Below are 25,475 nucleotides of genomic sequence, written 5' to 3'. Positions count from 1 at the left end.
TCCTTAATCCAGACCATCATTGTCACTGGCATCAGCGGGTAACACGAAGTCATAGCGTACCCGGCGACCATTATCTTCATAATCGATAGCAAGCTGGCGTGTGATATGTACCGCCAGCTTCGCGCCTGGTGGTACATAAATCGCATCGAAGGTCTGACCATAACGTTGTTTCACCCACTCCGTGGTCTCGCTCATCCCGCCGGAAAGGGCTTTTCCCATTGCCGCTTCACCAGCACTGCCGGTCAGGGTGGAGGAGATGCCGTTAACATTATTTTGTGTGGTGTACTGTCCTTCACTGAAAGCTTCTCCGGCCGCACTGGCTGCAGAGAGCGCAAAGAGAGTAGGCAGATAGGTTGACGCATTAGACTTGCGGGTACCGCTGATACAGGGGATACCGTCATTATCCGAAATCCAGCCGATGCCTCCGTCAGTACCGGTTTTATTCTGCGTATTGCCGTTACCGGTATTTTTTCCGCTAGCGTCCGGCTGAGGTACGGTACGAACTGTGCCGTCAGCAAAGACAAAGGTAATACTGTTCACCTGACCCCGCACGCAGGAGAGTGTCCAGTCGCCGCTGGCGCTGCCGGAGACAATCGCCCCTTCCACATCAGGCAAATCAATACCATTTGCCGTCAGATTATCTTTGCCAATAAGCACCTTAAAGGGGTACGGATCTGTCACGGTACCATTAACCGGAATACGCCCCAGTAGTGCCGTCATTGCCCGGCTCCCCACCAGTGTTGAGTTTTCCGGCAAGGTATAGACTGGTTCGGCTGTTTCCTGTGCGCCCTTTTCGCTGGAATACCCCTTAGCCTGCTGCTCATAGGCTGCTTTCTGTCGGGTCAGCGGATTATTGTCCAGAAACGAGGTGGGAAACTGCAGTGAAGCCTTACCACTGGCAACATCGCGCGGATCGCTAATCTGTTGATCCTCTGGCGATACCCATATCAGCCCATCATTGCCCGGTGTCGCTGTACCATGAAGACTACTGCCGAGACCATCCAGGCCGATCCCGGGCGGAATATCACTATTGTTCGCCGTCTCACTGCCTGGATGCTTTAGCTGCTCAGTCAATTCCTGTACTTTCTCTAGCAAGCTTTTCTGCTCACTTTGTAGCTGTTGCTGGCGTTTGTCATACTCCTGGCGTAATTCATCAACGGCTTCATTAACCTGACCGGATACATTGGTTCCGCGCTTACGCAATAGCTCGTTCTCTTTCAGTAAATCTGTGTTCTGTTTATCCAGCACTTTCTGACGATCACGAACGTCGTTCAGCCTGCCAATCAGTGTGCGCAAGGTATCTTGCGATGTATCACCTTCCACACCGAGGACCTTAAGCTCATCCGGTGAGAGATTGTTCAATACTGTTGATACTTCTGCCGATGTACTCTCTGAGGCATTCTTTGATGGTGACTCCCCCTTACAACTTTTCAGTCCCACCACCAGACCGGCAACCACCACGGCTGGCACAATAAATTTCACTACAGCATTAGACTTAATCTGCATGATCCGTCTCCTTTTTGCTGATGCGGGTTACTTTACGCACAGGTTCAGTCACAAAAGCTGTTTCCGGTCGGGCGCCGGTCACCAGATAAACCGTCGTGGTATCCTCCGGTGACCCTTCCGGACCCAGCCAGCGATGCTGAAATGTCGCCGCAACAAACTGTCCCTGCAGAAGACGGGGATCAAGAACAATCCTGTGACGGGTAGTATTTTGCAGGCGGATGGCTACCACTGCACGATTTGCTACCCCCCAGGCAGCCAGCGGTATAGCTGTTACCGCTTCAGATGGGTACAGTGTGGTAATACGCCCGGACAGATGTGGATTGACCGGGCGGATACCTGGCACGGCTTCGACGGTGCGTAGTGGTGCATACAGGCTTTGTGCGGCATAACGAGTCAGTAATACCGGAACAGGCGCGCTGTACTTCTCCTTTTTACGTCTAGCCTGCATATCGTCATCACGATTTCCTGACGGAATACGATGACTTTCCGCCTGACGATAAACGTCGGTCGTACTACTGATCGTGTTCACTTCACCACTGTAGATCAGACGTACAGGCTCAGAAGAGCCTTTTTCACCGGCGGTGATATCCAGAAGAATAACTTCACCACTTTCCACATCCTGCAGTTGCACTCGTGTCTGTGGAAACGTGCTATCGGCTTTCAGATAGACAGCACCGCCTGTACTCTGTACACGCAGCTTATTATTGAGTGCCGGAGGAAAACCTACCCGGACATTTTTATCGACAAAGACGACTCGTTCCTGTCCCACCTGTAACGGGATTTGCAACGGGACACGCTCCCATTTCATTAACTCGTCGGCCTGTGCTGGCTCGCTGGCCAGAGAGAGCAGGAATAACGCCATCAACCCGACACAGATATCATTACGGATTCCCATCACTGAAATACTCCTGATTTCGCGGCAATATCTGTCGATAATGCGGCCTCCAGACGCTGCGGCATACCGTCATAACAGTCCAGCGCCAGACCAAACGGATTACGTTCCGCATCGCCCTCCCAGCGCACCACCTTCAGTGGATAACGAACCAGTGCACGTTTTACCGGTTCGGTATGAAAATACTCATCCGCAACCAGATCGAGACGCACCACCCAGTTATCTCTGCCATTGACGCTGACACTCTTCGGCTGATATCCCCGGCCGGGAATTTCATACACCACACGAACACGATCAATCAGTTCACCCGCATTACTCCTTTTCCCGGCCTCAGCATTCAGGTATGCCTGGCAGGCGGGAGTCAGATAAGCTGACAATGCGTGAATTTTTGCCGGATAATCCACCTCACCGTTTTTCGGCCAGGCATTGATCTGCTGAAAAATATAGAAAGCAAAGGCATATACCGATGAAGGCGGAATCTCCCACCACGGGCGGGTACTGCCCGTGCGCAAATCGGGGGGATTGTGAATAGTCAGATTGCGTGGTGCCAGCATCCAGCCAGCACAGGCTATTAACAAAAAAAACGCCAGCACGCCACAGGCGGCACGCAACGTCTGAATATGCTGATCCCTGTCTTTTACTGCATGACGAAAATGGCTCATATTTCTCTCCCGGTTCGTTTCAGTGACCATCCCCTGGCATCAATGATCAGCGTCGTATTACCCAGATTATGATGACGCTTAAACATTTCCAGTTGCTGCCAGATATAGTTTTCTGGCTTACCACGTTTAATACGACGCATCCATCGACCACCGAACCCGATAACCAGTAGTGGTGTCACTAACATGCCGGTTGGTACGATGACCCAGCCAGCTAACGGGATAAATGGCAATGATAGGAGCAACCCGGTGCCCACACCGAACAGAGCGGCAAGCCCCATTTCAGGAGTAGTAAAGCCGCGAAAGACCACCGGCTCACTGTTCAGACGATCAGGTAAAAAGCGAATGGTCGGCATGGTCACCTCAGAGAATGATGTTGGTTGACTTGGTCAGCAGCCAGATGACGGCAACCAGCAGTACCACCCCCACCACGACGATGGAACCAAATTTAAACCAGGTAGATTTCCCATCTCTGACTTCGACGAAAGTATTGATCGCAGCGTTTGCCACATTAATGAACGCAATAGCGGCTATCACCAGTCCGCCAATAACGACACCATCCTGTAAATAACCTTTGATCTGCCCCATCAGGCCACTACCACCGTTTGAGGAGGGAGGCTCAATGGTAGGCAGACCAGCCAGTACAGCTTGACAGTTCAGCCCCCAAAACAACATCAGCGTACCGATACGAGTCAGCATACGGTTAACATCACGACGCAGACGGGTGATCACCGACATAAAGTGATACATAACTTTTCTCCAGAAATTGATTAATTCAAACTACTTGATTTAGCTGGCAAACATCCAGATGCTCATAACCAGCAAAAGCACAGCTCGAATAGCGAAACGGCTTAATGCTGCATCTCTGACATTCTTGTTACTCCACCCATTCCACACATCAGACAGTGCCCATGCTACCCATAAAAAAAGGAAGGCCAGCAGCGCACCAATGCAGACGAGGTAGAGGATACTGGCATCGATATTGCCTGATGCCACGTCAAAAGCAGCGGATTGTGCAGAGGACATTGCCATCAGGGGCACTCCCGACGATAATTTCCGCTAACAGATGAAGCCCGTGGCTGGGCGCGGGAGGGCTCCAGATAACGGTCAATACCGGTACGAATAGTGTTCAGATCAGATGTGGCCTGACGGTAGTCAAAAAAGAAACGCCCTTGCTCAGCAGGATCGGCCTGAGCCGCTGCCACATGGGCACGTTCAAACGCGGCCTGTACTTGATCCAACTGACGCTGGGCAGAGGCCAGCTCATCTTTTTCTGCGGCTTGTACCGTCGTGGATAATATAGCCAGCAACAACAGGCCAGTGATGCCAGGTAGGCTGACATATCGCCAGGCTTGACGGGGATGGTTCATATACACCTCATTACGTGTTGAAAGGTGCATATAGGATGATCTGAGTTGATTCGCGAGTCAGCGATAAACTCTTTTTGCTTTTCTGCAAATTTTTGTCTGGAGAGTTAACATCCTCATATAATGCTTAAAATCAGATGAGACGATTGGAATGAATACAGAAATAATTATTGTCACTGTAAAAATAGCTCTGGCATTGTTTTTGGTGATAGGCTCGATGGGATATCTTTTCTTCACGATCAATGATATTGATTCATCCCGCAGAGAAATAAAATATGAGGCCATACTGAAAAAAGCCATAAAAAGCAACCAACTAAAAAATGAAGATATTTATCTTCTGGCAACAAGATGGAGTGTCAGAAAAAATAAAATAGCAAAAATCCTCACTTACATACTGAATGATTTTATTAATGAAGAGAAATGTAGCGCTGAAAGCTCCACAAAAATAAGAGATCTCATTGAATGGCATAACGCTCATGATCCCTATTCAGACTTACCTGAAAATATTCAGTTACACCTCAAGCACTTGCAACAACAGACCCCAGACAATCACCCAACTCTGCTGTCTCTGGCCAAATCACTTAGTGATATATATGTATCAAATCAGAAAGAAAAAAAGAAAGATAGAATGCTTGCATGGGGAGGATTAATTATTGGTATCGCAGGGATTATCTGTGGTTTTTTGTTCTAACGCACTACCAAAACATCTGACGCGCAGTGAAAGTCTGTTCGTGGCTTGTCTGCTGACGAAGACGCACAAAAGCAAGTTTTGTCCGCCTTCGTCCAGCGCTGATAACTAAATATATTTCTTAAATGAGGCCGTAGTGACCGTGATGGCAGTCCCCAGCAACAGGGCGGCTGGTAACAGTAACAGATTGGGGTACACCGCCGTCGGCCAGGACAGATACAGCATCATGGGCACTACTATCGCCGGTTTCACTATTTTTTTAGCATGATGATAAACAAACGAACTTTCATAACCAGCACCGTAGCGCCGCAAATCCCTGCGTCCCAGACCTTCTACCAGTGCTACCACTACTACCATTAAAAACAGTGGTACTGACAGCAGCAATATTGTCACCCGAACCAGCGTAATGACAGTGATCCACACCGTCGCCTGCAAATATTCATGAAGATAACCAGCAAGCCATCCACTCCAGCTACTCAGATTACGTGTCAGCTCATTATCACTGCCCATCTGCAATTCATACTGTTGACTCAACCATGTAGTGAATCCACTATCGATAAACAGCCACTGATACGCAGTTGTTATCCAACGGATAACCGTCACTGAAGGCTCAGACAGCAACAGGCTATGGGTGAATTCTGTTGATAACCAGCCTAATTCCGTATTCATGACCGCCTCACTGTGCGCCGCCCCCTCTTCCGGCCAGAAGAACGCCATCCCCGTGTACTCAATCAGCAGGCTTAGCATTAGCGATCCCAGCAGCATCCCCATCAGCGACCAGGGCCAGTCCCAGAACAGGTTGTAAAGTAAACCACGCGGCTTTTCCTGTCGGGACTGAGCGGGAATATCACGTTGTGATTCAGCCATGCTCACCTCCTACAGGCACTATTGTCGGCGCATCATGCCACCATGCTTCACCGCTGTGATAATTACGCCGCATCTGCTGGGCGATTTTTGCAATGCTCTCCGGCATCAGCTCATCATCCGCTTCGCCAGCGGGTAGCGGCATACGGATTTTCCACAGCTGCCCCCCTTCCAGCAGGGCGAACGCCTGCCCTTTCGGCAATGTCACTACATCAGCGGGCTCCAGTAATGGTACTTTGACGGTACCAACACGATCCTGAGTACTGGAAGTAAAATCCTGACTGGCACTGATATCGGCATCCTGATGACCAGAGACCAGCGTTTTAGTGTAAATCTCCACCTGTGGCAGCTGGGTCGTCAACAGTTCGGCAGTACGGTTCTCCCTGACACGTAACATAATCAGGTTATTGAAGTTACCCTGCACCTGCGCTGTTTTAGCGGCATTGCCAATCCGCGCTTCAATATCTGATGAAGTCTGGGTATAAGCGGTAACCTGCATCCCCGCACCACCACCTTTATTGATCAGCGGAATAAATTCATCACCCATCAGCTCATTAAATTCATCACAGTGCAGATTAATCGGGCTCTTATTCTCCCCCTCACCGGGCAATCCGGAATGGATGCCGTACTTGTAGATATGCCCAGCCACGCTGACCAGATCAGCAAACATCGAGTTACCCACTGCACTGGCCACTTCACTGTCACTGAGCGCATCAAGCCCGATATATACCACTGCCTTTTTCCGGATTATCTGCTCCCAGTCGAAAATTGGCCGTGAATCCTCCATATCCAGGTAATCAGGTGCCAGCAGTTCTGCGGTTTTTCCAGTCGTTAACTTTTCCAGCAACGGTAACAAAGACGCTACAATTTTGTCAAAATAGGTACGATCATAGCGCACTGCACTGCGTAAACCGTCCAGAATCGGATCATATAATTGCTTCCCCGTTTCTGAACTAAGCGCCACCTCAATAGACCAGATACGCAGCGCGTCCGGTTGCCCTTGCATATTGCGGGGAATATCATCATCACGTAATACCTGCGCATTATTCTGAATTTGTGTCTGCAGCGAGGGAAGTTGTTCATCGATAATCTTTTCTGCATAACGAATATACAGATCCGCAATATTGTTTACATAGCGCATAATCAGCGTGTAATCTGGCCGCTCACCCAACGCCACTAACGCTCTGGCAATAATATTGACAAACCGCCAGGCAAACTCACGAAACGCCGCGCTGTTCCCTTCCCCCGACAGTTGCCCCGCTACACGGGACGCCACTTCTGATACCCGGCCAAAACGGCCAACGGCATTATAGCGGGCGGAGATTTCAGGCCAGCCAAGATGGAAAATATACAGCGCATCTTCCCGACCAGCGCGATGTGCTTCCGCCCAGACACGTTTCATCAGATCGGCATCCCCCTTCGGATCAAAAACAATCGTCACTTCACCGCGACGGATATCCTGAGTCACCAGCAGCTCTGCGAGGCGGGTTTTCCCCACGCGGGTAGTGCCATAAACGATGGTATGCCCGACACGTTCCAGCAGTGCCAGCCAGACATCTTGTTCCTCGGGTTCAATACCATGTAGTACTGGATTACCGCCAACTGGCGGCAACGGGCGCACCGGATTCAGTGGGGAATCGGTTCGTAACAGTTTCCCCAGACCAGGCATTGAATGCTCTGTGTGCATTTCCAGCCAGCGAGCCGCCTGATATAACTGGCCTGGCTGAAGATATTTCGCCACCTCCGGGCGTAGCGTATCCTGCAGTCGCTGGGTATGTTTTTGTGTCCAGCGAAATCCACGTCCCAGGAACAGACGCTGATGACTGATCGGTATCTGTCCGGCACTCATCACATAGCGGGGAAGCCGGGACAAGTTGTGGCGATAACGAATAATTTTCATTCCCTGCCGGGCACGGATAATGGACAGTACCGCAAAACCGGATGCCATCACATAGCTGACAGAAGGTGCCAGTGCCACAGCCCAGGGGGCCTGGACACAAATATATGCAGCAACGCCAGCCACAACGGCAGTATTCAGCTCAACTGCCGGACGCAGAAGGGCTTCAATCACATAGCGATTACTCATAGCGATTTTCTCTGAAAATATGAATACCCTGACAGCCAGCATGGTCTGCCGGCAAGCAGATCCAACAAGCGCTGACCACTGATGATATAAAGACGCGAAGAGGCTGCGCTGATTGCACGACTCATGTTACCGGTTCTGCCTGTGTGGATAAAAAAACCACAACAAGATTGCTGAGCAAGAAGCCGATCAAAGTCGCGAATATGGGCAGGTGTGATGGCCCGACTGTAACGTTTGGCCTGAAGCAAACAACATTGACCATCAATAATAACCCGTCCATCAATGCCCCCGTCACCGCTGTAAGACGCATTACGAACCACCGTCAGCCCCTGCCGTTCCAGCGCTAGCAACAACAGTTCTTCAAACACATATGGATTTATTTTGCGCAAATACTGTATTCGCTGACCATTTCCAGGGAGAGTACCCAGTTTTTCCAGTATTTGTGCCGCCATAGTTTGATAACGACGGTGGCGATGAACACTGACTTTTTCTCGCTGACGAAAGCCCAAACGCAGTATTACTACGATAAACAGTCCCGCCAGAAGCAGCGCCAGCGCGGTATCAGATTGCCATGTGTTCATCATGGCCGTACCTGCCGGGACAATCCGGTCTCGGTAATCAGAACCGGGTAATACCGTAGCTGCAGACGACGCGCCAGTTCAGAACCCGATGCCGGTGCCATCGGGAGTTCAGGAGCTAAATCACGCAGCGACTGAACTGCGGACGCACTGCCGACATTGACAATCAGACCGGCGGCATGCCGGGCTATCAGCGCCGGTGCATTCTCTGCCAGCCACGATCGTGACAGTGCGTCATCCCCTATCAGAAAAAGCGCACCAATACCTGGCAATGACAGCGGACGATCTGCGACTTCACCTGGTGTCATTTCTGGCGTACTGACCGGAAACATCGCATCTATTGCAGCTACTGGCGGCGGTGTAATTCTTGCCGATTCTTCAGGTTGTTTGTTAATACCTGCAAAATAAGGGCTGGCATCTTCTCCTCCCAGATCAGCAATAACATTCAGCCTGGTGTGCCCGGTCAGGGGAAGCAGGAGGCATATCATTAAAAACAGGTTATTCATCAGGGCTCCTCCCTGGGTTCAGTCCAGATAAAATCAGGCTCAGGGGTAATAGTCGCTACCCTCTGTGATAATGAGGAAGGCAGAAGCAAGCGTGGCTGGTCGGGCGTGGTACTGAGACGGGTAAGATGGCGTGTCACTACCGCCTTATAGTGAGCCGCCGCCTTTCCACCAGATGGATGATGATAACAACCCGCTGCATCCAGCCAGCTACCCGGCTTACGATCCCAGCATTCGCGTAAAAGAGTCGCTGCGACATTAAGATTGATATACGGATCAAACGCCCCCCATGTCGAAGAGAAATGGTGTCCATTCCAGCCAAGATTCACCTGGGCCAGACCAACATCAATACGCTTAAGAGGATAACGTGACATAAATACCTGCAGCGCCTGCCAGGCTTGCAGGCGACTGGCATAGCGATATCCTTTACCTGCCACATTAATCGTCCACGGCCAGGGGCGAGTTCTCTCTGGCAGATTTGTCTGCTGCCTGACTACCGCAGCAATCGTTTGTGGTGTCATGGCGGTTTCTGTCAGCGAGACAGAATAAAGAACTTCCGGTGGTATACCGTGCGTTACAGCCACCCGGATATACCCTTCAGGTATTATTTCCTTTGCAACCAGGACACGACCACTTCCCGACAGTATCAGGACGATTAGGATCAGAATGCGACGATATGCCATCCTTTTTCTCCCTGTTGCAGCAATACCGGCATTATTCCGCCACCAAAGCGCCGCCAGCGGCCACCATCATGATTTAGCGTAATCTGGCGGGAACGAACTTTTTCTACCGGGATATGGTGAGCTCGCGCCCACTGGCGTAACGTATCATCGTTCCCTTCGCTATCGACCAGGTAAATATCAACCTGACGATTATCACTAAGCAACGCAGACAGCCGCGCCTCACAGGTCAGGCAATCTTTAGACTTAATAAACAACGCCAGACGTCCGCCAGTATCCCTGACGACACCAGCAGTACTTCCCAGCTTCACTGACAATATCCCAGGATACAGCCGTCGCCATGCAGTATTGATTTCCCGCTGAAACTCGAGTTCTTTTTGCGTGCGGGTAAACTCTTCTTTCACCCATTGTTCCGCATACTGACGACGTTCTGCTGGCGTTCGGGCTTCAATTCCCAGTACCGAAAGCGGATCTAATCCTGGAGACTGGGTGCCACGGGGTCCCTTCATCAGTTGCTGATACCGCTGGTAATCCTCAGCATTAAGCCCCCATGCGGTCGCTGTTTGTTGCTGTAACTGCATCTGACTTTGAGTCATTTGCGAATTTTCAATAACGGAAGTCTCTGTGGCGGCAAGCGCCTGCGAACTCAGTACGCTCAGCATGAGCAATGATAATTTCAGCATGAGTTACTCCACCTTAAGGACTATCAAACGGCCATTGGCCCGAAACGTTGCTTCATTATGGCCAGCATGAACCAGTGTCCAGCCAGAGACGGTTTCACCTTTTCCGATAAGCGTAATCTGCGACAGATTGTGGTAATCTCGGGGAGCAACAGCTGCCCATAATTCAACACCGCGCTTTTCCACCCCCGTCAGTACAAATGGCGTATTACGTACTACTTGTGTCGTCAGGTGGGATTTAACGGAAAGCGGTTTTTTCACTTCCGTTAATTTTTTTTCGGGGGACGGAGTTGCTGCAGCCGGTAATGTTTTCAGGGCATTTAACTGTTCAGTCAGGGCATTCAGTTGTGCTTCTGTCTTCTGCTGTGCCTGTTGCATCTGTATGGACGATGCCTGCAAAATAGCCAATTCCGGCGAAGATCCGCTTCGGGTTTCAGTATCATTTTGCAGTATATCCATGCGTTGTTGGTTACTGGCGAGTCCAGCTTCCAGGGTCGATATTTGTGACTGGAGGGTGGATAACATCACCGTAGTTGCAACGGTATTATTTTTCGATTCCAGATAAGAAAGGCGCATCTCCAGACGAGTTATACCGCTGGTCAATGCGTACAACACAAAACCTTCAGCTACCATTACCAGACAAAAGAAGATAATGGCCATAAACCACCCTGACCACCGATGCTTCTGGTTCCAGGAAGAGATAGCCTTCGTGACGTTATTCAGGTTCATTTTTTTAGAAACCCTCCCTTCACGGTGGGTAACTGATAGCCATCCCGCAAGCTATGACAAACTACGCGCCGGACATCATCCACTTCCAGTTGCCAGGCCTGACCCGCTATCACCTGTAAAGCAATTCGCAAACGCACAGGCCCCAGTTGATACTGCACCGCTGGCAATGGCTGGCGATACAGCATGTCGTTCGCAATCCCGGTAGCACAAAGGGAATAACCTGATTGTTTCAGAGCATAACGCAAAGCGTCCGCAACCGTCGGATGCAGGGACGCAGGGATACGAATATCAATAATCTGAGACAGTGGATCGTGCTGAGCAATCAGCGGATCGGTGCTTACCAGCAGATAACGGTCATAACGCACCACCTCTGGCGACCGGACATATTCATCAGGCATAACGGCCTGAACATTACGGGTAATCGCTACAGAAGGCACAGCATCAGTACGCTGCTGTAGTTTCTGAGGCGAAGAAGCACAACTGGCGAGCAAAAGTTGCGATAACGCGATAATAAGGGACTTATAACGGGTATGAAATTTCATCCGGAGTTTCCTTTACAGTGACAAAACATACCTCACTGTGCGAAATCCTCCGCATTCGCTCAATTAACAACTGATTTTCCACAGATGAAAAAAAACGCCGACCAGCAGGTCAGCGTTCTGTTTGTCATATTACACCAGTCAGAACCGGGGATTCACACCTTCACCAGTATTCGGCAATATCATTGATCACCTGTGCTGTCATCGCCGCGTCTGTGACGGCAGAATGCGCCTGCCCGACCCAACTCAGTCCGGCCTGACTGACAGCACGAGAAAGAGAAATTGTACCGTAACGGTTAGTCGGGCCGTAATATTTCGCAGAAAGCCACATAGCACAATACACCGTCAGATTATCCAGCCAGCTGGCAGGGTCGTTGTGTGCTATCGCTGTCTGTTTCAGAATGCGCAAATCAAAATCGGCATTAAAAATGATCAAAGGGTGTTGGCCGATGTTGTGTTGAAGCTGTCGGGTAATATCGGGCCATAACGGCTCATCCGTTAGCGAATCGGCACTGATACCATGAACAGCAAATGCAGACGGATCAATACAGACTTTGCTGCCATATGCATTTTTATAGATTTTGACGGGTTCCGCGCCAGGAGCAGGCTTCATTCTGAACTCATCACGGAGTCTTCCTTTCGTAAAACATTTGTTCTGCGCCAGAGCTGCTGCTCTGCGAGTTTCTAAATCATCATGACACATTCTGGCCACCTGTTTATATCATGCTATCACATTGTTATTAGGCGTATTTCGGGATTCTGGTCTAAATGACCGGGCGGAATTACTTTGATAGAAGAAAAACCTCCCTGAAAATTTCAGGGAGGTAGGGTAGAAATAACTCAGAAAGAATTCTCAGCATATTCCGGCTGAACTGAATTATTCTGTGGTGGCACAGAATCCGCTTTTTCAGCCTTATACACCATTTCCTGGCCTATTTTTATCCAGCTTACTTTTATTAAGCGCGCTTTCAGACTGACACGCTGTTCACCGGCATGATCGCCTTTATTTAGCGTAAATATATCGGTGGATGGATTACTTAAGCTAAAGCCAATCAGGACTTTTTTATCCTCATCAACTGCTTTCTGGCAACGGCTAATCAGGCTGGTTGACTCTTTGCCAGCAACAGAAATATCAAAACGAACATACGATGGATTATCCGTCGGACCACTCAGAGCGTTTATTACACAACTGAGAAATGAGCCATTCTGAAGGTTAACCTGGCGAATATTGCTGAGATATCCCAGACCGTTAATAGTCAGGTTAAAGTACTCAGTTTTGCCGGAAGTCGTGTTATTTGCAGACATGATATTTTCTCCATGGAGTTAAAAATAAGATATGACGGAGAAAATCACGACCCTGACGGGAGTGATTTTCCCGTCAGGGGGTCAGAATTAGCTAAATTCCGACTGTCTGGTAAGTCATTAAGAAACCTTATCGCCGCGTCATAATGCGCTTATACTGGCGACATCTGCTGTCAAAGGTGGGCAGATTTTCACAGTCACCCGAAGGCGTTTCTCACAGACTGCTGAAACATTGGTGGTCGTAAGAACGACAATTAAACCTGATTATCATTAAACTGTATGGCATGAATGTCAATCTGAAAATATCACAGAAAAAAGGCACCGTTGCCGGTGCCATTATGGTCAGTACCAAAACCTGTATGTGTATCTCATCATTCTCCGGGGATTAAGGACATTATCCCGACGCGGTTTTCACGGAGTGCATGCGTCTTGCTGGCCAGTCGGAACGTACCATTCACTGCTCACTGCCTGCTGAGTCTGGCTGTCATATGACCCCGTTAAGTCCAATGACAACCCCGTGACTAATGGAGTACCTTTGCATCAAAGCAGCTTTACAATACCAGAATATCTTCATCGGATGTATTGCAAAACTATTACTGTGTATCAGAAAATTCAGTTTCCGTTTTTACAGCCCGTTTTTTATTGCGTGGAACTTTTCGACCTTTACTATTGCTTTTCCCCGCAACAATACCGTTACATTCTGGATAACGGATACATCCCCAGAAATCACCATTTTTCCCCTTACGCCTGCGGGTCAGCCCTTTACAAACAGGACAGGGAGGCGTCACTGGGGCTGTAATATTCACTTTATCACTTCGTCCTTTGTCTACCAGATGACGAGTCCACTGAAACTGCCGTTCCATAAAGGTATCCAGAGACATTTTCCCCTGCGCGATATCGTCCAGCGCCTGCTCCCACAGCGCGGTCATACCAGGACTGGTCAGTGTTTCAGGTAAGGCTGCAATCAGTTCCCTGGCCAGTTGAGTGGCATGGATATGTTTGCCTTTTTTCTCCAGATAATGACGGGAGAAAAGCGTTTCCAGCACCCCTGCCCGGGTCGCTTCGGTTCCCAGTCCCGCATTATCGCGCAGTACTTTTTTCAGTTTCGGATCGCTGATAAAACTGGCAGCATTTTTCATCGCAGCAATCAGCGTACCTTCTGTAAATGAAGATGGTGGACTGGTTTTTTTATCTTCCACTGCAGCGCCATTCACCATACAACAGTCACCTTTATTTAATGGTGGTAATGCCATGTCGACATCATTATCTTCAGATTGTTCTTCCTGACAATCCTTCTGAAATAACAGCTTCCAGCCAGTAACAATATTGATTTTACCTTTAGCCCTGAACAACTGTCCGCCAATATTAAAAGAGGCATCAGTGACATCAGACTCCTGCAATGGAAAAAACTGAGCAAAATAATACTGCCGAATCAGTTGATAAACCCGCAGCTCATTTTCACTGAGACGCGAGATATCAAATGCCTGGCGTGTCGGAATAATGGCATGATGTGCCGTAATTTTTTTATCATTCCACACGCGGGAAACAAAATTACTGTCTAATTGTGCCAGCACTGCAGCGACCGACGGATCAGATTTAGCGACCGCCGCCAGTACTGTCGGAATTTCCTTCTGCATGGATACCGGAAGATACCCGCAATCGGTTCGTGGATAAGTTGTTGCTTTATGGGTTTCATATAATGACTGAGCGATAGACAGTGTTTCATTCGCCCCCAGTCCGAATTTACGGGAACAAACCTGTTGTAACGTTCCCAGATCGAAGCAAAGGGGAGCGGGTGTTTTTTCACGCTTCTGATTCACGTCCAGCACTGTTGCACTTTTTTGTTGCTGACAAAGTAACGCCACCGCCTTTGCTGCCTGCTGATTCACACAGCGTTTTTCATCATCGCAGTACTGCGCTACTGCTTGCCAATACGCCCTGAAACGCACACCATCTTTCTCCAGCAAAGCCTGTACCTGCCACCAGGGAACCGGAGTAAAACTGGCAATTTCATTATCACGATTAACCACAATCGCCAAAGTCGGTGTCTGAACCCGACCAATAGACAATACTTCAAAAACACCCGACTTCTGTGCAATCAGGGTATAGAGCCGGGTCAGATTCATCCCAATCAGCCAGTCGGCCCGGCTGCGCCCCAGCCCGGCATCATATAATTTCGCTGTTTTTTCCCCGGGAAGAATACTATCCAGTGCCTCGCGAACACTGGCTTCGTCCAGTGCGGATAACCATAACCGACGCACTGCACCACGATAGCCACAATATACCAGTAACTCGCGGGCAATCACCTCACCTTCGCGATCAGCATCGGTAGCAATAATGACTTCACTGGCCTGCTTTAACAACTTACTGATAACGGTAAACTGATCCCGGGTCTGGGATTTAACCACCATTTTCCAGTTATCAGGTAGAACCGGCAGCACATCAGCCCGCCAGGGTTTGCCAAACTGCTCGCCATAAGCGTCCGGACTGGCCTGCTCCAGCAGGTGACCAACTGCCCAGGTGACGGTAATATCTCCACTACTGATAAATCCCTGCCCTCGCTGACTGATACCCAGTACCCGCGCAATATCTTTCGCCTGAGACGGCTTCTCACATAGATAAAGTTGCATGGCATTACTCCTTATCATTCTGGCGGTCAGATAAGGGTGCCGAAAAAGATGAGCGTTTTTTACCAGAGAAAATATCAGGATCAGGTTCACCCAAACGCGCCAGCGCTTCCTGCCCACGGGCTGTCAGATTAACAATATCGTTTCTGTTTACCGCCACGGTGTAATAAGGCTGAATCACACCATAAACCTGTCTGACAGCATGACCGCCAATATTGAGGTACTGATCACGCTGAGCGCGTGAGATTAACCCGTAATGAAAAGCATGAAACGCTTTCATTGCCAGCTGGTCGTAACCGACCAGCAACCAGACACACCGATATCCGAGAGGAGAACGACTGTAAATACTGATATTAAGGGGACAGACTGACGCAACATCAGAAAGCGTTATTCCTTTAGGAACAGCCGATAAAATGACTTCCAGATCATTAACTATCTTACTAATTTTATCAGACGCGAGATTAATTATGGTTTCCAGTTTTACCAGTACCATATCTGCATACGGATTATCTGACGCTGAATCCCGGGAAGCTATTCCGGCACGCTGAATGGCTTTTGGCATACTGATAATTTCAGGTCGCTTTTTCTCACCAGAATTACTGTCACTTCGCTTACGCCCCTCCCATAGCCTGATAGCGTAGTGAGTATGAAGCTCAACCGAAAGCGCGGACTGTAGCACTCCTGCACGCGATGAAGGTAAGACAGTATCTACACCCTTTTTTACCTTTTCCATCTATAACCCCTTGCTGTTGTGATATCTCAATCAGGATTGAGATAGTCCATTGCAGGAAAGGGTGAAACAATCAGAAACCAGATCTCCGACTGCATAAGTTTTAGCTCTTTAAACCACTGCTGGCACTGCCAGCACTGTACACTTTTCATCCACTGCTGGCACTGCCAGCACTGTACACTTTCCATACACTGCTGGCACTGCCAGCACTGTACACTTTTCAGCCACTGCTGGCACTGCCAGCACTGCACACTTTTCATACACTGCTGGCACTGCCAGCACTGCACACTTTTCATCCACTGCTGGCACTGCCAGCACTGTACACTTTTCAGCCACTGCTGGCACTGCCAGCACTGTACACTTTTCATTCACTGCTGGCACTGCCAGCACTGTACACTTTTCAGTCACTGCTGGCACTGCCAGCACTGTACACTTTTCAGTCACTGCTAGCACTGCCAGAGCTGTACACTTTTCATCCACTGCTGGCACTGCCAGCACTGTATACTTTTCAGCCACTGCTGGCACTGCCAGCACTGTATACTTTTCAGTCATCGGGCATTTTGTCGTAGTTGTTGCCGGAGGCTGTTGACATAATTTCTAATCTGTTCTTCAGAGGCTGCTGCAGCTCGTGGGGCTATGGAGCAAAGCGGTGGTTCAGATCGGCGTGGCTGCATCCGGGCATCCGGCTGAATCGATTGCAGTTGTTTAATCGGTCTGAAGGTTCCCTCCCGCGCCTTTTTCAGCACCGCCAGTAGCCAGCCCAATGGATTATCCACCCGTTGTCTGGCCATCATGCTTTGCAGCGCAAACAGAACCTGCTGAGCAAGCTCTTCAGGAAGGGCTTTTAGCTGCTGCATCAGCATCGCCTGATCCTCCTGCGATATTATCGCTTTCAACACATCAGGTAATGCGACCAGACTGCTTACGTACGTTTTTTTATTTACACTATGTGTAAAATTACGTACGTAATGGTTCGGTTTCCGAACTCTGTCATAATTTACTGATTTTACTGGTAGTTCGGATTCCGAACCCGGTACTATTTCTGCCTGATTTTGACTGAGTTCGGTTTCCGTACTCTGCTCGCGATGGTTATTTTTTATTCTAATCAGGCTGAGTTCGGTATCCGAACCCGGTTCCGGATTTAATAATGTCGAACGTTGTCGAACTGCCATTTGATCGGCATTCTGAGAATGACCCAGTCGGTTTTCAAGCAGCGACAGGTGGCTATGATAGTGCCGCATTGTTGGATCGGTTTTTATCTCCGCCAGCACATCTCTGGCAGTCTGGCTAATCGTCCGATTTTTACTCAGACAGGCATCAGCAACAACATCAAGAAAGCGCGGATCCAGTGATTCTGCATCACGGAAAGTCAGCGGTTCATCATGCTGAGCATAGATATTACCGCGAACCTGCCCTTTACTGTCACGAACTCGTTTACAAAGACTAAGCCAGCCAGTTATTCGCAGCATCAGTAATACCCGACTCACCGTTTCACGGGATGCCTTACCTTTTCCTGGAGAAGCTAACTGGAGTTGCAATTCATCATAACTGGGAAATATCGCGCCTTCATTATTCTGCGCATATAGGCGGATCATCATCCAGCCCATCTTATCAAGGGGGGAAAGTCGCGTATCCAGTAACAGTCTTCGGGGGATCGCATCATGCACATTCCCCGTGAACAGCAAGCCACTACGCACCAGTCCGTTATCACAGCGTGAATTAGCCGCCAGACGGATATTCATTTTTTCCAGGGTAAACGCTATCAGGCTGTCCGCAGGCAGCGTCATATTCTTTTCCTTATGATGGAATCATCAGGTTACTCTGTTCTGTCAGTATGCTTACGCCTGCATCCACTTACAGTTAGATGCAGGATAAACACACTATTTATAGATCACCTCACACGGTGGCATTCATGATCGGCGTTTTTCATCACTGGTTTCAGGGATTGGCTTACCGATCGATGTGATATGGTTCTATGCCAGCCTTTCACCGCATGCCAGACTGAAGTCAGGGGAATATTCAGTTGTTCTGCAGCCAGCATCATGACATCAAGTCCGTCATGACTTTCGACCTTTTCAATACCCGATCTCTGCCACAAGCGCCAGATTTCCGCATTATCTTCATCACTCAGTGCATTGCCACGTCCAGCCCGTGCTTCAATGCCAGCGATGCGTCGACGCGCTGCCACATCAACGCTTGAAAGGCCGAAAAACGTCTGCATCAACTCAATTGAACTGCCCAGTGCCAGTGCTCGATCAATTTGTTGCAGACGTTGTTGTTCCAGCCTTGCACGTTGTAACATACTGATTAGATTGTCGTGATTGATATTAATACTCACCACCGATACTTCACTGTTCGCAAGATAATGTAATTCCTCAATAGAAAGTCTTTGCAACATCTCCATCTCTTCACGTTTGATCCCCAGAGACTCGCAGCGCCGGAGATAGCCGCTCTTCAAATCCAGCACCAGTTGCATCAGTAGCCCATTAGCTGCCTGCGATACCCCACCAGCATTAGTCATTGACCCCCCCCACCATACTGATATTGTTCATTATTCATCACATTCTCGCTCTCTGTTATGGTTATGCCACGCTGCAGCTCCCGTAAACGACGCAGAATACGCATCAATCGCAGTATTTTTATGGCATTCTCATCATCAAGAACCGGCACATCCTGCTGCGCGGCACCGCCGATCAGTACGGTATCCAGGCCACTTGTCGGACAATGCGCCGGACAACATCCTGCAAGAGACAAAAGAAAAGCTGTCGGCGCACTGCAATTGCCACCTGCGGCGCAGTAGCCTGGTGACAGACTACTGGCGCGATCTGGCAGGATTTCATCTTCACATCCCAGCGTTTCACCCAGTTCCCAGGCCAGAACGAAGGCCATATTCTGTAAATGCTCGATATCATCCTGATAAGAAGGTACTGACCAGATAGAATCTTCAATAACAGAGGTATCCAGGCAGAGAGTTTCATCCTCCTTCTCCAGATCTGGATGGAGCATAGAGATAAACGCTTCATCGCTATCTCTATCTGTATCCGTATTATCATCTGAAATATTCAAAGGGCTGCAATTCGGTTGTATTTCTATATGCGGTTCTGATACTGACGACACCGTCTCCTGATTATCAGTCGATACTCCCTGCGTGTTTGTCTCCTGAAGCGGCGGTTCCTCTGTAATCACTGACATGGAATGTGTTGATTCAGGCAACGCCTCTGGCAAGGGAGAAGATGAAATTTCAGTAACGCTATCGGAAGATGGGGATGGCATCACTTCCTGAAGATCAGTTATCTTTTTATGATCATCAAAATGAGCGTGTTGAGTCCGATCTGTCGGATCCAACTCCATCAACCAACGGTCATAATTCAGCTCCGGATGCGGTAGCGCCTGCAGCAGATCACCAATAAATTCATCACGGAACATTTCTGGTGACCACAGTTCGGGGGAATTGAACTTGCGGCAGCATTCACCAAATACATCGGTAAAGCATTTATCGCTTTGTTCAGACAGAAGGCAAAACTGATCCCAGACTTTCTCAGCATCCTGGCGCAAAGCGAGTAACAGTCTGATCTGTGGAGCACCAAGTCCGGATTCAAGAAGGTCCGGCATCCAGGGAAAGAGGTACTTTAAAGCATCTTCCATCCGGCTGATTGTCGAATTATGAACAGGCAATCCTTCACTGGTTAACATAGTGGACAATTCACGCAGAGAAACTGGCTTTCCCAGTTGTTCCTCATAAATAGTCCGCGCCTTATGGATCCCCTGAGCCTTTTCAATAAAGGACAAGTCGCCACGCACTTCATTCTCTGCTAAATGACCAATCACACACTGAAGTCGTCCGGGCCAGGGCTTCACCAGTACATGGATACGGAAAAAGCGCTCATCTCCCGTCTCCTGCCAGAGTTCTGCCAGTATCTGATAACGAGTATTACCGCCATCACTGAAGATATACTTATTTGGATCACCCTTTGGATCCTGGGTAACTTTTGGCACAGTATCCAGTCCCCGGGCCTTAATTGACGCTTTTATTTCGTCATAGCGTGGATTCTTCGATGTTCGCGGGTTATCCGGGTTTGGTGCCAGCTGTTCAATCGTCAGTACCATTGGCATTTCAACTACCGGTATACGCTCAATGCTCCCCGTGGTTTTGCGGCCAGGCTGAAGCATAGATGCTCCTATATTCATGACTGGCCTCCTTTCCTGTGATATCCGAGGTCATACCCTCCCTCTTGATATTCAGAAAAAAGTGTATAACAACCATCGAACTGCACTTTTACCGTCCCCGTTGGTCCCTGTCGTTGTTTACCGATTATGATTTCTGCCACGCCGGGAGTCATGGTTCCAGGGTTATAGACTTCATCCCGATAGATGAATAAGATGAGATCCGCATCCTGTTCCAGTGCCCCGGAATCACGTAGATCGCCGTTATTGGGGCGTTTATCTGCTCGCTGCTCTACCTGGCGATTGAGCTGAGAAAGCGCCAGAACAGAACAACCAAACTCTTTCCCTATGGCTTTCAGTGAACGGGATATCTCAGTAATTTCCTGGGTACGATTCTCCTGTTCGGGTGAGCGAATGAGTTGCAGATAATCGACCATAATGAGAGCTGGCTGCCCATATTTACGAACATAGCGGCGAGTACGGGCACGTAAAGTTGCTGGCGTCTGATAACTGACATCATCAATAATCAGACGATTATTCCACTGCAGTATTTCTTGTATGGCTTGTGAAAGACGGGCCCATTCTTCATCATTCAGCGTGGCGCTACGAAGTCTGCTAAGTTCAACCCGCCCGGTCATGGACATCAAGCGCATAGAGAGCTGTTCTTTTGGCATCTCCATGCTATAGACAAAAACATAATTATTCGGTTTTTCTCGTACCGCAGCAGCACAGGTAGCCAGCGCCAGCGCGGTCTTGCCCATTGATGGACGAGCAGCCAGCAAAACCAGGTCGCCTGGTTGCAGGCCACACGTCATTTCATCTAACTGGCTAAAACCCGTTGGAGTACCAGTAAGTCCATCACCCCCCATCATAGCTTCAAGCTGGTTGACCAGCATATCGATAGCATCGTTTATGGTGGTTTCAGTGCCTGCCTGCTGTATTCCCTGCTCTGCGATACGAAACAACTGATTTTCTGCTGCCTCAAGAACAGTAGAAGAATGCGCGTTTAATACCTGGGTGTCAGCAATCAACATATTGCCGACACTCTGTAATTTTCGTAATCGACTCTTTTCTGCCACAACTCCGGCATATGCAAGAATATTAGCGGCCGAAGGTGTGTTCTTGCTTACTTCTGCCAGATAAGCGAACCCACCCACTTGCCTCAGTTCTTCTCCTTTTTCCATGCGATCAGAGAGTGTAATGAGATCCAACGGCAAATTTTCACCGACCAGCGCTGCCATTGCCCGATAAATCACCCGATGCTGAGCGACAAAAAAATCATCCGGTGCCAGTAATAAAATCACCTCATCCCAGCGGTCATTATCCAGCATTAATCCACCCAACACAGCCTGCTCAGCGTCGATTGAATGAGGAATAGTTGTTTTATTCATAACTCCTCCTCAGTCAGGCTTAGTTCCAACAACAAACTTATCGCCACAATCCTGCTGCTCTTGCTGCTCCATGAGCAATACCGCTTGTAGCGCATTTTCAAGCACTTCACGTAATTGGGCAGACGCGACCAGAATCAGAGGCTCCCGATCGTAATACACTATTCCATTGCCGCCCCCGGACTCCAACAGTGGCAATCCCTCAGGTATTTGTCCTCCTGTAGACATTTCTTGAAGTTCTGATCCACTCCATAGGTTATATATATCGATAAATTCCTGTGGAAGATCCCATTCTTCAGCCAAGCGTTCGTAAATACGCTTTTTTGCTGTTTCATAATCAGGAGCATCAACAAATACATGAATCTCTTCATGTCTATTGTATGTATCAGTAGAGCAAGCAACCATGCGCCAAATTTGATTACGGTTCATACGCGAACCTCCCGGGCAATAACATCATCAAAGAACAATTTCCACTCCGGAAATAGCTCGCAAGCAAGACTGTGCATCGTTTCTGCTGCTGCAGGTCCTTTACGCCGGGTTTTATATTCAAGCCGATGAACGGGCTGCGACTTAACGTGACCTAGTTTATAAATATCCAGCGCCTCAATGCGTGTATCCAGCAGGCGATAAATATCGCGGTTATCCAGCGCTGAACTGTCATACTGTTTCTGATTGATAATGGCGGAAAGACCTTCCATAGCTTCACGATCAAGGAGCGTATTTTCAAAGCAATTGACAAGGATCGATATATTCGGCAGGTGAATACCATAGTCTTCGTAGGTTTTCAGGCGGGAGAACATATGGAGGGATCCACGAATAAATTCGCGCACATCGGGAAGAATGGGTTTGACAACTCCCATAACATTACCAGTTGAAGACAAAATGGATAACTCTGTCATCACACCGGTAGCGCCTTTGGAATCAACGATAATAGCGTTATAGCGGGAAAATGCAGGGTGCTGAAGGATATTTCTTAAACGTAACCGGCCATCTGCCGCATGCAACATCGCTGTAGGCAAAAGCTCATCCGGATCATTGGAATAAAGAATATCAAGATTATCAATCGCAGAGAGTGAAATGGCCTGCAAAGGGTCAGGAATCATCTGCATCAAAATTTCATAAAGACCAAAAGGTGCTTCTTTTTTCAGAGGAAAAATACTACTCGCCGTAGGTTGCGACCAATCCGCATCAATTAAAAGCGTTTTCAGTCCTGCATCAGCAAGGAATCCTGCAAGATAGGCAGCAAAGGTAGACTTACCTTCACCACCTTTTGGAGAAATAACGGGTAAAATTTTCATTGTCTGTACGTTCACTCAGGTAACGCACAAACACTCTTTTATACTTACCTGACACTAGCAAGAGGATTGAAAATCCTCGTGTCCTTGGTTCGATTCCGAGTCCGGGCACCACTAACATATAAACGGACGTCTACTGACGTCCGTTTTGCTTTCTGAAATCAGTTAGTTACCCCATCTCGTTGTCTACTCTCATCTACTGAAATCTACCTACAGCTATACTGTTTTGATGGTATATTTGCTGGCATATCCAGTTCGATGAGTTTTGTACCATCAATGGAGGCTCAACGATGGCTCTGACTGACATTCAGATTAAAAACGCAAAAACCCCAGAAAAGAAGATCAAGCTCACTGATGGTGCAGGTATGTATCTTCTCCTTCATCCTAACGGTTCAAAGTATTGGCGTATGGGTGATGTATTCAATGTGTTTATTTCGTCTCAAACATAATATTCGCGCTCAATAAAAGTACCAATGATCCTGTCATGCATTTCAAAAGATTTTGAGTACCCCAGAGTCTTACGATTCAGTCGCTTTAATCGGTTACGCAAATTCAGGTTTTCCCGTTCAATCCGCTGTGTATAAAGCTTACCCCTGATATGTTTTTCATCCGGCAGCAGATCATAAGCGCTGAAGTTATCTGTACACCAGAAGGCAACATTAAAACCTGATAATAATTTCAGTAACCTGCGCAGTGTCTTTTTGCTTCTGCGTCCAAAAGTATGAGCAATAATTCGTTTGAGACGAGGCTCCCATGGGTGGTGTATTCAATATGTTTATATTGTCTCAAATATAATATTCGCGCTCAATAAAAGTGCCGATGATCCTGTCATGCATCTCAACAGATTTTGAGTACCCCAGGGTCTTACGATTCAGTCGCTTTAAGCGGTTACGCAGATTCAGGTTTTCCCGTTCAATCCGCTGCGTGTAAAGCTTACCCCTGATATGTTTTTCATCCGGCAGTATGTCATATGCGCTGAAGTTATCGGTACACCAGAAGGCGACATGAAAACCTGATAATAATCTCAGTAACCTGCGCAGTGTCTTTTTGCTCCTGCGCCCAAAAGTAGGCGCAATAATACGTTTGAGACGAGGCTCCCACGCATACCACAGCCAGCGTTGCTGCTTTTTACTGCCAGCAAAAGACCACATCTCATCCACTTCACAGATAAGCTGGATTTGCAGATTATCCAGCGGCAATGTGGTTACACATCGTGGCGCGGGTTTTTTAAAGTGCGGACAACGGCATTGATGCTGATATGCAGAGTCCGTGCGGTATCACGGATACCGGCATTATTCATAGCAAGGTCAACAATTTGTTCTTTCATGCCGGGGCGGCAGGCACGATAAGCATAATCGGTCTGGAAAGTACGACAGCATGACTGACAACGATAGCGCTGAAAACCGGACTTACCCAGGCCATGCTTTTTAACGGGTTCAGTTTGTTGACAAAACGGGCATGTTACGTCAATTTTAGCCATCTGGTGTCTCTGATAAAAAGAGCGATGATACAACGTGATCAATATGTTGAATACATAACCCCCACTTGATACCAGTTGCTGAGGTTGTCACCATTCCTGGTGTTGAGTAGAGGAGCTACCCGACTGCTGACGACTCCCCGGCATCTGCATGCTACCATTCACGTTGACCGATAAGTGTCAAGACAGTTGTCAGATTACCCCCGTCAGAACCGGGGATGCACACCTTTAGCACCACGCAGCAGCCCTTCGGTGCTCAGATCCTCATCCAGATCAGGCCAGTGGATACCATATCCCGCACCACAAAGTATCCAGTTTTGTCGCTGCTCAGCCGTACCAGCAGCAAGACGAGGAAACCAGGCAACAGGAACAGAGATACTACGCCCATCCATGAGATCAACTGTCAGGCAATCATCATCAATGCAGACATTCATGACGCGAATATCATTCTCACTTTGTGAAATCAGCATCCCAGGCCTCCCGGAGTATTATCTGATGTTCTTTAACCAGATGTTATCATTCATGAAGTTCGTGCGAAACCAATCCTACACTCCACACGACGCTGATATCATGTAACCCTGTTAGAGCGGTTACATTACCCTTATCAATATATGTGGGTCATCAGGTTCATGACTGTAAAAGGAGAATCGAAAAGCACCACTCCTTAAGAGCCTATCCCATTAGGCTATTTTACTTGCCATTTTGTCCCTGGGCAGTGCTCGAA

General features: G+C 48.5%; 29 protein-coding genes and 2 pseudogenes. 2 read left to right on the top strand and 29 right to left on the bottom strand.

All coding sequences use genetic code 11. The features are described from left to right. Positions 1 to 3 precede the first annotated feature (3 nt). From PT300_04615 to PT300_04585, 7 genes are read right to left on the bottom strand one after another with little or no spacing between them, the layout of a single operon-like run. Positions 4 to 1,506: a TIGR03752 family integrating conjugative element protein gene (locus tag PT300_04615; protein MDF7679933.1), complete on the bottom strand. Its 1,503-nt coding sequence runs from the start codon at positions 1,504 to 1,506 to the stop codon at positions 4 to 6. Continuing rightward, positions 1,496 to 2,368, bottom strand: a complete 873-nt coding sequence (locus PT300_04610) for a TIGR03749 family integrating conjugative element protein (protein ID MDF7679932.1) — start codon at positions 2,366 to 2,368, stop codon at positions 1,496 to 1,498. Before PT300_04610 ends, PT300_04615 begins: the two co-directional genes overlap by 11 nt. Positions 2,369 to 2,400: 32 nt before the next feature. Continuing rightward, entirely contained in the window at positions 2,401 to 3,060 is a 660-nt protein-coding gene (locus PT300_04605; protein MDF7679931.1) for a TIGR03746 family integrating conjugative element protein, read from the bottom strand. Then, positions 3,057 to 3,413, bottom strand: coding sequence for a TIGR03750 family conjugal transfer protein (locus PT300_04600; GenBank protein ID MDF7679930.1), 357 nt, complete (start codon positions 3,411 to 3,413; stop codon positions 3,057 to 3,059). Before PT300_04600 ends, PT300_04605 begins: the two co-directional genes overlap by 4 nt. Positions 3,414 to 3,420: 7 nt before the next feature. Further along, the gene (locus PT300_04595; protein ID MDF7679929.1) at positions 3,421 to 3,807 is read right to left on the bottom strand and encodes a TIGR03745 family integrating conjugative element membrane protein; all 387 of its coding nucleotides are present in this window, start codon (positions 3,805 to 3,807) and stop codon (positions 3,421 to 3,423) included. A 39-nt stretch (positions 3,808 to 3,846) separates the two neighbouring features. After that, positions 3,847 to 4,089, bottom strand: coding sequence for a TIGR03758 family integrating conjugative element protein (locus PT300_04590; protein MDF7679928.1), 243 nt, complete (start codon positions 4,087 to 4,089; stop codon positions 3,847 to 3,849). Then, positions 4,089 to 4,427 carry an RAQPRD family integrative conjugative element protein gene (locus PT300_04585; GenBank protein MDF7679927.1) on the bottom strand — a complete coding sequence of 113 codons (339 nt, stop codon included), beginning with the start codon at positions 4,425 to 4,427 and terminating at the stop codon, positions 4,089 to 4,091. The genes PT300_04590 and PT300_04585 overlap by 1 nt, the downstream gene beginning before the upstream one ends. 148 nt (positions 4,428 to 4,575) lie before the next feature. Here PT300_04585 and PT300_04580 point away from each other — a divergent pair, with 148 nt between their 5' ends. Continuing rightward, a complete protein-coding gene (locus PT300_04580; protein MDF7679926.1) occupies positions 4,576 to 5,115 on the top strand; it encodes a hypothetical protein in 540 nt (179 codons plus the stop codon). A 105-nt stretch (positions 5,116 to 5,220) separates the two neighbouring features. Here PT300_04580 and PT300_04575 read toward each other — a convergent pair whose 3' ends face one another. The 19 genes from PT300_04575 to PT300_04485 all read right to left on the bottom strand — a co-directional run bounded on the left by PT300_04575 (position 5,221) and on the right by PT300_04485 (position 23,277). Continuing rightward, positions 5,221 to 5,979 carry a TIGR03747 family integrating conjugative element membrane protein gene (locus PT300_04575; protein MDF7679925.1) on the bottom strand — a complete coding sequence of 253 codons (759 nt, stop codon included), beginning with the start codon at positions 5,977 to 5,979 and terminating at the stop codon, positions 5,221 to 5,223. Next, a complete protein-coding gene (gene traD, locus PT300_04570) occupies positions 5,972 to 8,062 on the bottom strand; it encodes a type IV conjugative transfer system coupling protein TraD (GenBank protein ID MDF7679924.1) in 2,091 nt (696 codons plus the stop codon). Before traD ends, PT300_04575 begins: the two co-directional genes overlap by 8 nt. Further along, positions 8,059 to 8,643 carry a restriction endonuclease gene (locus PT300_04565; protein MDF7679923.1) on the bottom strand — a complete coding sequence of 195 codons (585 nt, stop codon included), beginning with the start codon at positions 8,641 to 8,643 and terminating at the stop codon, positions 8,059 to 8,061. The genes traD and PT300_04565 overlap by 4 nt, the downstream gene beginning before the upstream one ends. Next, complete coding sequence (locus PT300_04560) at positions 8,640 to 9,143, bottom strand: integrating conjugative element protein (GenBank protein MDF7679922.1); 504 nt, start codon at positions 9,141 to 9,143, stop codon at positions 8,640 to 8,642. The genes PT300_04565 and PT300_04560 overlap by 4 nt, the downstream gene beginning before the upstream one ends. Then, entirely contained in the window at positions 9,143 to 9,823 is a 681-nt protein-coding gene (locus PT300_04555) for a transglycosylase SLT domain-containing protein (GenBank protein MDF7679921.1), read from the bottom strand. Before PT300_04555 ends, PT300_04560 begins: the two co-directional genes overlap by 1 nt. Then, positions 9,802 to 10,503 (bottom strand): TIGR03759 family integrating conjugative element protein, encoded by a 702-nt coding sequence (locus tag PT300_04550; GenBank protein MDF7679920.1) that lies wholly within the window; start codon positions 10,501 to 10,503, stop codon positions 9,802 to 9,804. Before PT300_04550 ends, PT300_04555 begins: the two co-directional genes overlap by 22 nt. 3 nt (positions 10,504 to 10,506) lie before the next feature. Next, entirely contained in the window at positions 10,507 to 11,229 is a 723-nt protein-coding gene (locus PT300_04545; protein ID MDF7679919.1) for a hypothetical protein, read from the bottom strand. Next, the gene (locus PT300_04540; GenBank protein ID MDF7679918.1) at positions 11,226 to 11,771 is read right to left on the bottom strand and encodes a PilL N-terminal domain-containing protein; all 546 of its coding nucleotides are present in this window, start codon (positions 11,769 to 11,771) and stop codon (positions 11,226 to 11,228) included. Before PT300_04540 ends, PT300_04545 begins: the two co-directional genes overlap by 4 nt. 160 nt (positions 11,772 to 11,931) lie before the next feature. After that, positions 11,932 to 12,471 (bottom strand): 3'-5' exonuclease, encoded by a 540-nt coding sequence (locus tag PT300_04535; GenBank protein ID MDF7679917.1) that lies wholly within the window; start codon positions 12,469 to 12,471, stop codon positions 11,932 to 11,934. A 137-nt stretch (positions 12,472 to 12,608) separates the two neighbouring features. Further along, the gene (locus tag PT300_04530; GenBank protein ID MDF7679916.1) at positions 12,609 to 13,073 is read right to left on the bottom strand and encodes an STY4534 family ICE replication protein; all 465 of its coding nucleotides are present in this window, start codon (positions 13,071 to 13,073) and stop codon (positions 12,609 to 12,611) included. 590 nt (positions 13,074 to 13,663) lie between these two features. Further along, positions 13,664 to 15,700, bottom strand: coding sequence for a DNA topoisomerase III (locus PT300_04525; GenBank protein MDF7679915.1), 2,037 nt, complete (start codon positions 15,698 to 15,700; stop codon positions 13,664 to 13,666). 4 nt (positions 15,701 to 15,704) lie between these two features. Beyond that, positions 15,705 to 16,430, bottom strand: a complete 726-nt coding sequence (locus PT300_04520; GenBank protein MDF7679914.1) for a TIGR03761 family integrating conjugative element protein — start codon at positions 16,428 to 16,430, stop codon at positions 15,705 to 15,707. Positions 16,431 to 16,538: 108 nt separating this feature from the next. Then, on the bottom strand, positions 16,539 to 16,943 hold the full coding sequence (locus PT300_04515) for a hypothetical protein (protein MDF7679913.1): 405 nt from the start codon (positions 16,941 to 16,943) through the stop codon (positions 16,539 to 16,541). A gap of 32 nt (positions 16,944 to 16,975) precedes the next feature. Then, positions 16,976 to 18,214 (bottom strand): STY4528 family pathogenicity island replication protein, encoded by a 1,239-nt coding sequence (locus PT300_04510; protein ID MDF7679912.1) that lies wholly within the window; start codon positions 18,212 to 18,214, stop codon positions 16,976 to 16,978. A gap of 104 nt (positions 18,215 to 18,318) precedes the next feature. Next, entirely contained in the window at positions 18,319 to 18,948 is a 630-nt protein-coding gene (locus PT300_04505) for a DUF2857 domain-containing protein (GenBank protein MDF7679911.1), read from the bottom strand. Beyond that, positions 18,945 to 20,615, bottom strand: coding sequence for a ParB family protein (locus PT300_04500; protein ID MDF7679910.1), 1,671 nt, complete (start codon positions 20,613 to 20,615; stop codon positions 18,945 to 18,947). The genes PT300_04505 and PT300_04500 overlap by 4 nt, the downstream gene beginning before the upstream one ends. Then, a complete protein-coding gene (gene dnaB-PI / locus PT300_04495) occupies positions 20,612 to 21,982 on the bottom strand; it encodes an SPI-7-type island replicative DNA helicase (protein MDF7679909.1) in 1,371 nt (456 codons plus the stop codon). Before dnaB-PI ends, PT300_04500 begins: the two co-directional genes overlap by 4 nt. A 9-nt stretch (positions 21,983 to 21,991) precedes the next feature. Beyond that, positions 21,992 to 22,408: a hypothetical protein gene (locus PT300_04490; protein MDF7679908.1), complete on the bottom strand. Its 417-nt coding sequence runs from the start codon at positions 22,406 to 22,408 to the stop codon at positions 21,992 to 21,994. Further along, positions 22,405 to 23,277 carry a ParA family protein gene (locus tag PT300_04485; GenBank protein ID MDF7679907.1) on the bottom strand — a complete coding sequence of 291 codons (873 nt, stop codon included), beginning with the start codon at positions 23,275 to 23,277 and terminating at the stop codon, positions 22,405 to 22,407. The genes PT300_04490 and PT300_04485 overlap by 4 nt, the downstream gene beginning before the upstream one ends. A 287-nt stretch (positions 23,278 to 23,564) precedes the next feature. Here PT300_04485 and PT300_04480 point away from each other — a divergent pair. Further along, positions 23,565 to 23,684, top strand: a pseudogene (locus PT300_04480) (Arm DNA-binding domain-containing protein). A gap of 29 nt (positions 23,685 to 23,713) precedes the next feature. On the opposite strand, the pseudogene PT300_04475 reads toward PT300_04480, so the two are convergent. The 3 genes and pseudogenes from PT300_04475 to PT300_04465 all read right to left on the bottom strand — a co-directional run bounded on the left by PT300_04475 (position 23,714) and on the right by PT300_04465 (position 25,221). Then, a pseudogene (locus PT300_04475) lies at positions 23,714 to 24,040 on the bottom strand (IS1 family transposase). 19 nt (positions 24,041 to 24,059) lie between these two features. Next, positions 24,060 to 24,754, bottom strand: a protein-coding gene (locus tag PT300_04470; protein MDF7679906.1) for an IS1 family transposase whose coding sequence is annotated in 2 segments (ribosomal slippage) — positions 24,060 to 24,496 and positions 24,496 to 24,754 — 696 coding nt in all. Because the reading frame shifts where the segments join, the coding sequence is not laid out codon by codon here. Positions 24,755 to 24,957: 203 nt separating this feature from the next. Beyond that, positions 24,958 to 25,221, bottom strand: a complete 264-nt coding sequence (locus tag PT300_04465; protein MDF7679905.1) for a DUF2442 domain-containing protein — start codon at positions 25,219 to 25,221, stop codon at positions 24,958 to 24,960. Between the last annotated feature and the right edge of the window lie 254 nt (positions 25,222 to 25,475).

The sequence above is a fragment of the Enterobacteriaceae bacterium ESL0689 genome (assembly GCA_029433525.1).
GTDB lineage: Bacteria > Pseudomonadota > Gammaproteobacteria > Enterobacterales > Enterobacteriaceae > JAQTIF01.
Note: the sequence above shows the minus strand (reverse complement) of the source record. Positions and strands in the feature narration are given on the sequence as shown.

Excerpts from the sequence above, each read along its gene's own strand:
- PT300_04580 (MDF7679926.1), top strand. The coding sequence starts at position 4,576 with ATGAATACAGAAATAATTATTGTCACTGTAAAAATAGCTCTGGCATTG.
- PT300_04610 (MDF7679932.1), bottom strand. The coding sequence starts at position 2,368 with ATGGCGTTATTCCTGCTCTCTCTGGCCAGCGAGCCAGCACAGGCCGAC.
- dnaB-PI (MDF7679909.1), bottom strand. The coding sequence starts at position 21,982 with ATGAATAAAACAACTATTCCTCATTCAATCGACGCTGAGCAGGCTGTG.
- PT300_04605 (MDF7679931.1), bottom strand. The coding sequence starts at position 3,060 with ATGAGCCATTTTCGTCATGCAGTAAAAGACAGGGATCAGCATATTCAG.
- PT300_04545 (MDF7679919.1), bottom strand. The coding sequence starts at position 11,229 with ATGAACCTGAATAACGTCACGAAGGCTATCTCTTCCTGGAACCAGAAG.
- PT300_04560 (MDF7679922.1), bottom strand. The coding sequence starts at position 9,143 with ATGAATAACCTGTTTTTAATGATATGCCTCCTGCTTCCCCTGACCGGG.
- PT300_04530 (MDF7679916.1), bottom strand. The coding sequence starts at position 13,073 with ATGTCTGCAAATAACACGACTTCCGGCAAAACTGAGTACTTTAACCTG.
- PT300_04465 (MDF7679905.1), bottom strand. The coding sequence starts at position 25,221 with ATGCTGATTTCACAAAGTGAGAATGATATTCGCGTCATGAATGTCTGC.
- traD (MDF7679924.1), bottom strand. The coding sequence starts at position 8,062 with ATGAGTAATCGCTATGTGATTGAAGCCCTTCTGCGTCCGGCAGTTGAG.
- PT300_04540 (MDF7679918.1), bottom strand. The coding sequence starts at position 11,771 with ATGAAATTTCATACCCGTTATAAGTCCCTTATTATCGCGTTATCGCAA.
- PT300_04550 (MDF7679920.1), bottom strand. The coding sequence starts at position 10,503 with ATGCTGAAATTATCATTGCTCATGCTGAGCGTACTGAGTTCGCAGGCG.
- PT300_04535 (MDF7679917.1), bottom strand. The coding sequence starts at position 12,471 with ATGTGTCATGATGATTTAGAAACTCGCAGAGCAGCAGCTCTGGCGCAG.
- PT300_04555 (MDF7679921.1), bottom strand. The coding sequence starts at position 9,823 with ATGGCATATCGTCGCATTCTGATCCTAATCGTCCTGATACTGTCGGGA.
- PT300_04505 (MDF7679911.1), bottom strand. The coding sequence starts at position 18,948 with ATGACTAATGCTGGTGGGGTATCGCAGGCAGCTAATGGGCTACTGATG.
- PT300_04595 (MDF7679929.1), bottom strand. The coding sequence starts at position 3,807 with ATGTATCACTTTATGTCGGTGATCACCCGTCTGCGTCGTGATGTTAAC.
- PT300_04510 (MDF7679912.1), bottom strand. The coding sequence starts at position 18,214 with ATGACGCTGCCTGCGGACAGCCTGATAGCGTTTACCCTGGAAAAAATG.
- PT300_04490 (MDF7679908.1), bottom strand. The coding sequence starts at position 22,408 with ATGAACCGTAATCAAATTTGGCGCATGGTTGCTTGCTCTACTGATACA.
- PT300_04485 (MDF7679907.1), bottom strand. The coding sequence starts at position 23,277 with ATGAAAATTTTACCCGTTATTTCTCCAAAAGGTGGTGAAGGTAAGTCT.
- PT300_04600 (MDF7679930.1), bottom strand. The coding sequence starts at position 3,413 with ATGCCGACCATTCGCTTTTTACCTGATCGTCTGAACAGTGAGCCGGTG.
- PT300_04500 (MDF7679910.1), bottom strand. The coding sequence starts at position 20,615 with ATGAATATAGGAGCATCTATGCTTCAGCCTGGCCGCAAAACCACGGGG.
- PT300_04525 (MDF7679915.1), bottom strand. The coding sequence starts at position 15,700 with ATGCAACTTTATCTATGTGAGAAGCCGTCTCAGGCGAAAGATATTGCG.
- PT300_04565 (MDF7679923.1), bottom strand. The coding sequence starts at position 8,643 with ATGATGAACACATGGCAATCTGATACCGCGCTGGCGCTGCTTCTGGCG.
- PT300_04520 (MDF7679914.1), bottom strand. The coding sequence starts at position 16,430 with ATGGAAAAGGTAAAAAAGGGTGTAGATACTGTCTTACCTTCATCGCGT.
- PT300_04585 (MDF7679927.1), bottom strand. The coding sequence starts at position 4,427 with ATGAACCATCCCCGTCAAGCCTGGCGATATGTCAGCCTACCTGGCATC.
- PT300_04615 (MDF7679933.1), bottom strand. The coding sequence starts at position 1,506 with ATGCAGATTAAGTCTAATGCTGTAGTGAAATTTATTGTGCCAGCCGTG.
- PT300_04590 (MDF7679928.1), bottom strand. The coding sequence starts at position 4,089 with ATGGCAATGTCCTCTGCACAATCCGCTGCTTTTGACGTGGCATCAGGC.
- PT300_04575 (MDF7679925.1), bottom strand. The coding sequence starts at position 5,979 with ATGGCTGAATCACAACGTGATATTCCCGCTCAGTCCCGACAGGAAAAG.